The 10470-nt window shown below is 61.3% G+C and carries 7 protein-coding genes and 1 pseudogene; 4 read left to right on the plus strand and 4 right to left on the minus strand.

The features are described 5' to 3' along the window. From MKK60_RS27965 to MKK60_RS27970, 3 genes are all read right to left on the minus strand, one after another. Positions 1 to 636, minus strand: a 636-nt coding sequence (locus tag MKK60_RS27965; RefSeq protein WP_243989318.1) for a PAS-domain containing protein, incomplete at its 3' end; no start/stop codon positions are given. 149 nt (positions 637 to 785) lie between these two features. Continuing rightward, positions 786 to 1160, minus strand: coding sequence for an MHYT domain-containing protein (locus MKK60_RS28795; RefSeq protein ID WP_409567465.1), 375 nt, complete (start codon positions 1158 to 1160; stop codon positions 786 to 788). A 707-nt stretch (positions 1161 to 1867) separates the two neighbouring features. Then, the gene (locus MKK60_RS27970; protein WP_243989319.1) at positions 1868 to 4144 is read right to left on the minus strand and encodes a putative bifunctional diguanylate cyclase/phosphodiesterase; all 2277 of its coding nucleotides are present in this window, start codon (positions 4142 to 4144) and stop codon (positions 1868 to 1870) included. Positions 4145 to 4747: 603 nt separating this feature from the next. Between MKK60_RS27970 and MKK60_RS27975 the strand changes: the two genes are divergently transcribed. From MKK60_RS27975 to MKK60_RS27995, 4 genes are all read left to right on the plus strand, one after another. Beyond that, positions 4748 to 5407, plus strand: a complete 660-nt coding sequence (locus tag MKK60_RS27975; RefSeq protein ID WP_243989320.1) for a hypothetical protein — start codon at positions 4748 to 4750, stop codon at positions 5405 to 5407. A gap of 317 nt (positions 5408 to 5724) precedes the next feature. Further along, the gene (locus tag MKK60_RS27980) at positions 5725 to 7452 is read left to right on the plus strand and encodes a putative bifunctional diguanylate cyclase/phosphodiesterase (protein ID WP_243989321.1); all 1728 of its coding nucleotides are present in this window, start codon (positions 5725 to 5727) and stop codon (positions 7450 to 7452) included. A 25-nt stretch (positions 7453 to 7477) separates the two neighbouring features. Next, entirely contained in the window at positions 7478 to 8374 is an 897-nt protein-coding gene (locus MKK60_RS27985) for a BLUF domain-containing protein (RefSeq protein ID WP_243989322.1), read from the plus strand. Positions 8375 to 9227: 853 nt separating this feature from the next. Beyond that, on the plus strand, positions 9228 to 10127 hold the full coding sequence (locus MKK60_RS27995; RefSeq protein WP_243989323.1) for a hypothetical protein: 900 nt from the start codon (positions 9228 to 9230) through the stop codon (positions 10125 to 10127). 128 nt (positions 10128 to 10255) lie between these two features. On the opposite strand, the pseudogene MKK60_RS28000 reads toward MKK60_RS27995, so the two are convergent. Continuing rightward, positions 10256 to 10470 (minus strand): annotated as a pseudogene (locus MKK60_RS28000) (porin); the annotation flags it as partial.

Consider the following 10470-nt stretch of genomic DNA (forward strand, 5'->3'; position numbering starts at 1 on the left):
CAGACGTTCGATCAGCGACCGGCGGTTGGCTAAGCCTGTCAGCGGATCGTGATAGGCGAGCAGACTGATTTCGCGCTGCGCCTGTTTTGCTTGCGTGATGTCGTCGAAGGTGAGCACCGCACCATCCTCGATGGGCTGGCAGGCGATGGAGAGGATCCGGCCGTCATCGAAGCTGTGCTCGACACGAGTCTCGTCGTCCTTGGCCATCCAGGCTCGGTGGTTTGCCAGTACCCTTGCGGCGCGGTCCGCATCCCAGCCATTCGTCCGACCGACCCGCTGGAGAAAGGCTGCCAAGCTCATCCCTCGGACGATGTCATCCGGCGCGAGTTTGAGCATCGTGCAAAGGCGCTCGTTGTGGAGCTCCACTACCTCGGCTGCAGACACCTTGAGGATCCCGTTCGACATGTTCTGCAGCGCGGTTGCAAGAACGCGGGCGTGGGCGGTTTCCTGGGTGTCGAAGCGCTTGGCTGCGATCAGGGCGAGGAGCGTGCCGAACAGAAGGATCGCGGCACCCGTCGCGGCGAGGATGCTGAGCGAGGCCTGCACGCCTGGTTGAAGCTGATCGACCTGCTCCCCGGTCAGGACCGTGCCTGCAATGGAAACGAAATGCGTCCCGCAAACCGCGATGACGATCAAGGATGCTGTTGCCAGTCGTGACACAGTTCGCCTCGGTCTCACGCGCGCGAGCGCCATGCAGATGGCACCGATCGAGCAAGCGAAGAGGTTGAAGCCAAGGGACTGGACCTGACCGCAGTTTTCCAACGCAGCCATCCCGCTGATGTGCATTACGCCGATACCGAGCCCTGACGCAGCTCCAGCAACAAAGCGCATCCATCCGCGCGGGCATACAATCGATAGAGCGAGAGGTACGCCAACTGTAACGATTGCAGCAGCGGCGGAGACCATCGTTGTAGCAAAGGGTAGCTTAAGACGAGATCGGTTCGGTACCCGAGCATCGCAACGAAATGGGTCGTCCAGACACCCGTGCCCGCAACCACGGCTGTTCCAGCCATCCACCATCGCCGGGTGGTTGTACTGCTGATTTCCGCATAGTGGATAAGGGACACGACCAGCCATGCGCTGAAGGCGCAAATAGTCGCTCCAGCAACAATGAAGCTGAGCGCTTGGTTATCAATTAGTGATACAAGCAGAGATGGCATGCGGGAATATTGCGCAAATCGGATTTTGCAGGCGTTGAATGTTGTAGTAAATGGAACGTTTTAGCGCGGCTCTACGATCACAAAAGCGTTTGAGCGCCCAGTCGTCTTGTTCCGAGTGCCAGATCCAAGATTTTGAGCTGGATGATCGACCGTGCCGAAGGTCCCGACCCACTCCTCCCCGGCTGGCTCGGTCACACCCCGAGCTGGACGAGCGTCGACGTCCTGCTCTGGATGAAACGCGCTTTTGCTACAGATGCTCGGACGTGCAGCGCAGCAGAAATCCGCCCACTCAATTGGCTGAACGACAATTTTTCACTAGTGCACTGACGCGGACGGACGTTTCAAAGGCGAGTGGCTAAGTAGCTTTGATAGAAGCGGAAATCACTGCGTATCGTGCACCATTTGAGTGCGTCAGTGCACTAGCCGACCCGACAGCATGGGCACTGAAGCGTAACATTCTCCTGGGGTGGGCCCGATGCCGAGCCCAGAAGGAAAGCTTCGCCGAACTATGCGCCGGCCGTGGTTGGAAAGCCTCAACGGCGGATTTGATCCGCGATCGTGCTGCGCGCGAGATCGCGGATGGTGTCAACTCGTCGATCCAAAAGTCTGACCGAGATTTCGAGCTAAAGCGCAGGGTGAACCATTGGGAGCGTTAATAATAACAGGTTATGTTCTATCGTATGTTCAATGAATACTATTCATCTTCGCTATATCGCTTTCGATTTCGTAAAATCGCTTACAAGATGTATGTCCGGTGACCTGCCTAAATCCCTAGCCGCTTTCGGGCGGCTGTAGAGGTAACCCTGCAGCTCTTCGCATCCTGTTGCACGCAACCGCTCGGCCTGTTCTTCCGTCTCCACCCCCTCGGCCGTGATTGTCATGCCGAGGCCATGCGCCATGTCACGGATGGCCTGAACGATAACTTGGCTGTCGCGGCGCGATGGCAACTCCTTCACGAAAGACCGGTCGATCTTGACCTTGTCGAAGGCGAAGCTCCGCAGGTAGCTCAACGACGAGTAGCCTGTGCCGAAGTCATCGAGCGCGATGCGCACGCCGAGAGCACGTATCTGCCGCAGGATGTCGAGGGCGGTAACGGCGTCTTCGATCAGGACGCCCTCCGTCACCTCGACCTCCAGCCGACTTGGCGCGAGGCCCGAGTGGGTCAGGGCGGCTAGGATGATATGCGGCAGATCACGGGTCCGGAACTGCACCGCTGAAATGTTCACCGACACCCGACGGTTGACCGGCCAGCTTGCGGCTTCACGGCAAGCCTCTGCGATAACCCACGCTCCGATCGGGATGATTAAGCCGCTTGATTCCGCGAGGGGGATAAAGTCGACGGGTGAAACCATGCCAAGCTTCGGATGCTGCCAGCGTAGGAGTGCCTCACAGCCGGTGATCGTTGCGGTCTGGGATTCGACGAAAGGCTGGTAGTGCAGCACCAGTTCACCGTGTGCGAGAGCGGTGCGCAGATCGTGCACGAGGCGCTGCCGCTCCTGAAGCTTCTGATCCATTTCAGGCGCGAAGAAGCTGAACGTCCCTCGCCCGTCTGCTTTTGACCGGTAAAGTGCGGCGTCGGCGTTTCGCAACAGCTCTTCGGCCGTATCACCATCCGATGGAGCGAAGGCGATGCCGATGCTGAGGCCGATGGAGACATCCTCGCCGCCTATCATGAACGGTGTACTCACACATCGGACCAAGCGCTGCGCAAGAGCTTCGACCGACCCTTGATTAGCATCCGCGGCATCGAGGATCATGAACTCATCGCCGCCGAAGCGAGCAAGCATGTCGGTGCCGTCGAGCTCGGCCTGCAAACGGTCGGTCACGGCAATGAGCAGCTGGTCGCCGGCAGGGTGGCCGTGGCGATCGTTGACGGCTTTGAACCCGTCGAGGTCGAGGCTGAGCACGGCAAGAGGGTTACGCTCAACGCCGCGCAACGCCTGTGCCAAGCGTTCGCCGAAGAGCATTCGGTTCGGCAGCTCGGTCAGGGCATCATAGTAGGCAAGGTGCGCCACTCGGGCCTCAGCGCGCTTGGCGGCTGAGATATCGGCGCAGACGCCGCGGTATCCCCGAAATGTGCCATTCTTGTCGAGTAAGGGGCGCCCGGACAGCGACCACCAGTAGGCATCCCCGTTCTGGACCACGGGGACGACGTGGTCGCGAAATGGGCGACGCGCCTCTATGTGCGCTTGAAGCGCATCGCAAGCTTCGGTGTTATCTGCGGCAGTGACGTCCTGCAGCAAGGCGACCAAAGAGGTTGAATCGATCGCGTCTTGGGACCGGGCGAGCTTTTCCGCAAACCGCGGTGATGAGCTATGGCAGCGATGCTCTGCGTCCGTTTCCCATAGCCAATCGCTGGCCTGCTCCTCGTAGTCGCGCAGCAGTAGCGCTATGACCTCACCCTGCTGTTCCAAGTTGTATTGCTGACGCTGTCCGGCGGCGAACTGTTTTACTTGACGTCGAACGCTCCGGATCGCGGTTCCACCGCCGATCACGAACAATCCCGCCAGATACAGGTGCGGTGCATCCCAGCTCGATATCAGTAAGCCCGCAATGGTGGCCGTCATTACGAGGCCGATATAAATGACGGCTGCAGGCAACACTGTGGCTAGGAGGATGCTGCCCCCCCAAAGGAGACCAGTGAGGAGGCAGATCACGCAGCCGAGTTCCAGACCGGAGACGCGGGGCATCAACCAGACTGGCACGCTGACTAAGCAGACCCCCATCATAACTGTTTGAAGGCTGAGAAGGTGGATGTCACGAGCGGCAGCGGTTTGATGTGGCGGCCGAGCATTCGCACGCAGTGATAAAGCAAGCTGACCGAGCGACATCAGCGTGACGACGCTACACCACGTCAGCAGGATGCTGGCGTGATGCTCGAACATGAGAAAAGTGAAGGCACCTGCGCAGGCGACGTTCGCGAGCATCATCGCCGGAGCGAGTTGGTCGACAACCTCGAGCTGTCGCGCGCGGAGACGGCCCATCGTAAGTTCTTGCTGGGGCATTGCGCGCTCTAGAGAACAAAGAAGACCCAGCTTTAGGCAGACTTACTAAGGAGAAATGAATGAAGCTGCCTTATGGCTTCGAAATTTTATCTGAGGTCGGCTTGAGGAGATTAGCTCTGAGGTAACCAACGGACATCGCGGTCCTTGGGGCACAAACATGCGAACCCGAAGGGACGCCATCTGCCCCTCTGACGATGGATGTGAGGATCAGCCGTGCGCAGCCTGCCTAAGCGACGCTGTTCGGCCGTGATTCAGCATGCTCCGCCCCTCGACTATTCGAGCGTTTGCCGCAACGCGCCATTCTGGACGAACTCGTTCTTACCACCACAGGATGGGCGTTCAGCTCTGCGAAAGATCGGACTTGACTCCTGGAGAACTGCCGCTCGATCACTCCGATGTTGCCCAATCGTTCCAGATCAGGACAGGACATCGGGGACTACTGTGACCGCTTCGGCATCGTCCAGCATCGCCACCCACGCCTTTCCGCCCGAGCGCCGCATGCCGGCCGGTCGACACGCCGCCGGCGTGCACTAGAGCCGCGTCCACGCCCCGCGCCGCGACACCATCCCGAACAAGCGGGTGATGGACATCGAGGACGCGCTGGCATGGGTCTACCGCGAGGAACTACCGAAGCGTCGCGATGGGCGGGGTGAACTCGGTCCTCAGGGGTACGCGTCGATCTCGCCAATGTGCAAGATCTACTCGCTTGGCAGATGGGTCGAGAACTTCAGCCGTGAGCCCGGCTTCCTGCCGGCCATGGGCGAGGCGCATCCCGACGCCCTACTGATCGAGGCCGCGGTCGAGGAGCTCCGGAGCTTCCAGCGCCACTGCTTCGACGGCGATCTCGGCCTTCTCACTCACCTGCCTGCCGGCCTCAACGAGCACGCGGCCATGGCGCAGTCCATGGGCCAGCTGTTCGACCTGGTGCGGATCAAGGCCCGGCTGGGTAGTCGCCCGACTTTCGCTCGCACGCCGGAGCCGTCGGCTGACGTCGGCAACACCGGCAAGTCGCTCATCTACGTGGTCCGAAATGGCGTCGAGCAGATCTCCGGCGCCGAGGGCAAGGATCGCTACCCCACCGGCGCCTACTGCGCGATCGAGCGGGAGAGTGCGAAGGCGATCCTGATCGAGCGCGCCGACTATATGGCATGGCGGGCAGCGGTCGACCTGTTGGCGCATCGTCTGTCGGGCAAGTTGTCCAGCATCGGCGTGCTACCGCCGGCGGCCGCGCAGCCGCCGTGAGTAGGCGAAGCCGATGCCGCGAAGCCCCGCCGGATCCTCGACGATCCGTCGAGCCGGAAGAAGCTGCGGAACCAGCAGGAGGACGTTCTAATCCTACGGCTCATGGCGCATCGGCGGCGGAACAGCCCGCGGAAGCGGCCGGTGGTGAAGACTGTCGAGAAAGCTTCAGGAACGGCACCGAAAGGAACTAACAATTGTTACACTCAAATTAGACAGCTGGGCTGAAATGTAGGCTCGAATTAACACTTCTACCCTACAAAGTGAGGACTTCCATTCGGCACGCTTACCGAGCGGCCTGAGATCGAGTCCCCTGTGCCATGAGCGCTGAACGGCACTACCTTGACTCAGTCCGGCGCGAGGCCTCGCGGAGCTTGCGGTCGAACGGGGGCATCCTTTCACCCTCCTGGGCGCGCTACCTCGACGCGATCCGGCATGGGCTGCTGATGATCGACGATGCGGGGCGCGCGATTGTCTCGAATGCGCCGGCCGCACGCTTGTTGGCCGACTTCCTGCCGAAATCCGCATCTGAACCGAGCGCTAGGGGGTTGCTTCGCGCGCTGTGCGCCGGGACTGCCAAACCACGGCGCGCGGTCTTCCGCTCCTTACGAGAGGCCCGTGATCTTCGCACGGCCGTCTCGTTCGAGGTCGAAGCCAAGGGGCTCACGCTGCAGGTCGAGCTCAATCCCGCCGAGGAGCAGGGTTGGATCGCGACGCTTGAGGACGTCAGCGCGCGCAAGGCCAGCGAGGCGCGCGCCGACGAGGCGGCACGCCAGGATCCGCTCACCGGCTTGCCGAACCGGCTGCTCTTACAGGAACGCCTCTTAGAAGCCTTCGTGCGCCTCCACCGCAACGGCGAAAAGTGTGCGCTCCTCCTCGTCGACCTCGATCGCTTCAAGCCCGTCAACGACACGCTCGGCCACCCGGTCGGCGACGCGCTCCTGAAGAAGGTCGCGGATCGGTTGCGCTCAACCGTGCGGCCCACCGATACCGTGGCGCGGATCGGCGGCGACGAGTTCGTCATCCTGCAGACTGGCGTCCGTGAAGCCAGCGACACGCAGGCCCTGGCCCGGCGCCTCGTTGACCTGATCGGTCGAACCTACATGGTCGACGGGCATCTCCTCACGATCGGGGCCAGCGTCGGCGTCGCCCTGGCGCCCAGTGATGGAGATAGCGCCGAAACGCTCCTGAAGAACGCGGACCTGGCCCTGTACCGTGCCAAGCTCGATGGACGTGGCACGTACCGCTTCTTCGAGCCCGAGATGGATGCGCGCATGCAGGCGCGCCGCCGGCTGGAGCTCGACATGCGTCAGGCGCTCGCCCGCCGCGAGTTTCAGCTGCACTACCAGCCGCAGATGCAGCTCGACGGCGATCGGCTGATTGGCTGCGAGGCCCTGATCCGCTGGCACCATCCCGAGCGCGGGACGATCTCCCCCCTCGACTTCATTCCGCTGGCCGAGGAGATCGGCCTGATCGTGCCGATCGGCGACTGGGTCATCCGGCAGGCCTGCCGCGACGCGATGACCTGGCCGGCGCACATGTCGGTCGCCGTGAACGTGTCCCCGGCCCAGTTCAAGAGCGACCGCCTGGTCGAGACGATCATGTCGGCGCTTGCCGGCTCGGGCTTGCCCGCCCGGCGCCTGGAGGTCGAGATCACAGAGGGCGTGCTGCTTCAGGAGAACGAGAAGACATTGCGGACTCTGCATCGGCTGCGCGAACTCGGCGTCCGCGTGTCGATGGATGACTTCGGCACCGGCTACTCTTCCTTGAGCTACCTGCGCTCGTTCCCCTTCGACAAGATCAAGATCGACCGCTCCTTCGTGAAGGACCTGTCGGGCAGGCCGGACGGCGACGCGATCATCAGAGCCATCGCAGGCCTCGGCAGGAGCCTCGGCATGACGACGGTCGCAGAAGGCGTCGAGACTCCGGAGCAGATGCAGCGAATTCGCGAAGAGGGCTGTACCGACGTGCAGGGCTACCTCATCAGCAGGCCAATACCGGCCGACGACCTCATAAGCTTCCTCGCAAGCTACAAAGCGGAAGCGTAACCCTTCAATTTTTTGGATGGCCACAATGAGCGAACTTTATCGCCTGGTCTACGCGAGCAAGAACCTGCTCCAGGGGTCGGAGGCCGAGACGAAGGCGTCGATTACGCAGATCCTCGCCGCGTCGCAGCGGAACAACGCTCGATCCGATGTAAGTGGGGCGCTGATGTTCAATGCGGGCGCGTTCGCCCAGGTGCTGGAAGGGCCGCGCCGGCAGGTTGAGGAGACGTTCGAGCGGATCCAGTGCGACGATCGGCACGGCGACGTGACGGTCCTCCAATGCGGGCCGACGGAGAAGCGCAGCTTCGCGAACTGGTCGATGGCCTTCGTCGGACAGTCCGCCGGGGGACAGGCGCAGTTCAGCCGGCTGGCGGCGGAGAGTGGCTTCGACCTGTCGCGGTTGGACGGCGACGCCGTGTTCGCGATGTTGCACGGGCTCGTGCTGGAGGAGGAGCGAGTGCCGGCCCCTGCGGCGAGTGCTTCGCCGGCCGAGGTACCCTCAGCAATGGGCCTCGACGTCGAGCAGCTGCGAACGGAGATCTCGCAGCTTCGGCCCGAGGGGGCGGCTTACCGAACCCCGCCGGCGCCCGACGCGGTTCCGGCCGGCCCGATCGCGTTCGTCGGTCCGCGCGCCCGCCCGCGGGGCGAGGCGACGGGCTCGGCTGGAAGTGCGGCGGACGCCGCCTTGTCCGTGCTCAAGACCGCCCTGGCGAGCGAGCGGCAACGCACGAGCGAGCTTCGGACGGAGATCGACGCGCTTCAGGTCGCGCTGGCCTTGCACCAGGACCAGATGGAGGTCCTGCAGACGGAACGGGACCACTGGGCCGAGCGCGCACGCCTTCTTGCCGCGGCGATGGTCCAGGAGGCGGGCGACATCCAGAAATCCTCTCATCCCTCAGGCCATTCTGGCGCACGGTCCGCTTAACCAGTTCACCCAGGGACTTCTGCAGCCATCCTCGTCGCTTGATTTTGTTCGGGTGTATCCAGTCGGCGAACGCGACCGCGATGTTCGACGAGTGGGCTGAGTACCCGGCTTGGTGAGTGGTGATCGACGCAGGCAACGCCTTCTTCGGCCGCGGCAGCGTCGTGCCGGCGCGTGTTGGTATTGTCGACAAGCGGACGTGAAGCACGAAGTTCGAGATGCAGACGCCGCGCTCCACGACGCAGGTCGGCGAGCTGCCGATCGCGGTGGCGGTCTGATAGAGCGCCTGTGCGATCTCCGCGGGCGACGGCTCGTCGTGGAGTGTACGCCGTGCAAGCGGCGCGGCACCTACGACTAGGCTCGCCTCCGACAGCGGGTCAGCAAGCATGCCGATCTCTATGACGTGTATCTCCGCATGACCCAGACGTGCGATCACCAACAGGAGGTCGGCACCCGGCAGCCGAATCAGTATGGTCGGGCGTGTCGCGCCATGATCGGCGTCGAGGAAGGCGACGGGCGCGCGGGCTTGCCGTCCCGGACCTGAACGACGCCCTATGCCGAGGTGGGCAACCTCGATCTCTTCTCAGCCGACAGCCACAACGTCGTTCTCGACGGCGTCATTGTCGGGTTTCCGACGCTAGATGCGGCGACGGCGTGACTTGGCGGTGCGCCGATCCTAAGCGCGCTCGAGGAACGCTTAGACCCGATTAACGCGGTGGCCTAGCAGCAGCGCAAGGGCGACGCGACCAAGAACGATGGCTTTTGCGACCTTGGCAACGCGCCTACGCAGCCGGAGGCGGCGACTTGATATAGAACCACTATCGCTCAAACGGCTGTTACATCGACGGAAGTTCGTATGAATCCGATAGAGGTGCTTACCGACGCACGTTCTAGAGAAGTGCCTTGGCCCCTCATTGTGGAAGCTCTTCGCGATCTCATGTCAGCAGGCAGCGTCGACGACCAAGGTAGGCCATGGGTCGAAGTGGCTGCACATCTGACCGGCTACACAACAAGCCAACTGTGGATTGGCATAAGAACATACGCGTCCATCAAGAAATTTATCAGTTTGCATGAGTTGCCGTCCCATGCGCTCGAATGGCCTATGTCAAATCTTGAAGTAATTACTCGCATTGCAAAGGCAAATGCAGAGGAAGCCAAAAGAATAGTCCGCGGTACGGACCAATTGACATTGCGTCAGCTGCGCAATCACTATGATCGAGTTAGAAACTATCCTGGTAGTAATATTTCTGCGATGAGCGCCGGCCTTCAATCGTCTAAGGCCTTTACAGACAAGTTATTTCAAAATCTATCCAGCGAAAATACCCTCCGGCAGATCCTAAATTTGGAGATGAATTCGCCACTAGGCGCACTCAAGCTTTGGCCTGGGCGCTATCCTTATTGTCATCCGAACTTTTACATCGATTTCGTGATTGATGATAAAATTCAAATCGTGGCATTCGAGGGGCTGAGATTTTATGGAGATGTCAATTCACAGGTCGCAACAAAAGCGGCCCTGAAAGCCGCTGTTGAAGCAACATTTTTTGCTCAGTATTACCTGTGCGCGCCAAGTTGGGTATCAATTGACGATCTTTTATCGCTTAGAGATAAATTAGGCCTTTTCAACGTTGGGGTCATCAGTGTCGGTGAGGAAAAGGTCGTTGCAATCGCGCATCCCCTTGGGCCATCCGTGCATGACCGGCAAAGCGTTCTGTTGGGAGACCGTGCAATCCGAGCCCGATTGGGGATTGCTCCCTAGCGAAACACGAATAAGAAAGGCGTCGAAAAAGCAAAAGGCCCAGCTTCGTAGCTGGGCCTTGAGTAAGTCTCGGCTCTCTAGGCGAGTATGTGCGCGACCAATGGAGGTCGCGCACATAGCAAGTTGGATTAGAAGTCGCGCTGGACGCGGACCTTGGCCTGGAAGACGTCGTCGCTGGTCGCGGTGCGAACGGCGCCGCCGGCGTTGATCGCGGCGATGCGCGAGTAGGCGGTCGGATCCTTGTCGGTGTCGATCACGCGGCCGTTCTTGACGCCGATCTGGGTGTAGAGGCCTTCCACACCGATATCGAGGTCCTTCACCGGCGACCAGATCAGGCTCGCGC

This window comes from Methylobacterium sp. J-092 (assembly GCF_022829325.1).
Classification (GTDB): Bacteria; Pseudomonadota; Alphaproteobacteria; order Rhizobiales; family Beijerinckiaceae; genus Methylobacterium.

Excerpts from the sequence above, each read along its gene's own strand:
- MKK60_RS27970 (WP_243989319.1), bottom strand. The coding sequence starts at position 4,144 with ATGGGCCGTCTCCGCGCGCGACAGCTCGAGGTTGTCGACCAACTCGCT.
- MKK60_RS27985 (WP_243989322.1), top strand. The coding sequence starts at position 7,478 with ATGAGCGAACTTTATCGCCTGGTCTACGCGAGCAAGAACCTGCTCCAG.
- MKK60_RS28795 (WP_409567465.1), bottom strand. The coding sequence starts at position 1,160 with ATGCCATCTCTGCTTGTATCACTAATTGATAACCAAGCGCTCAGCTTC.
- MKK60_RS27995 (WP_243989323.1), top strand. The coding sequence starts at position 9,228 with ATGAATCCGATAGAGGTGCTTACCGACGCACGTTCTAGAGAAGTGCCT.
- MKK60_RS27980 (WP_243989321.1), top strand. The coding sequence starts at position 5,725 with ATGAGCGCTGAACGGCACTACCTTGACTCAGTCCGGCGCGAGGCCTCG.
- MKK60_RS27975 (WP_243989320.1), top strand. The coding sequence starts at position 4,748 with ATGGACATCGAGGACGCGCTGGCATGGGTCTACCGCGAGGAACTACCG.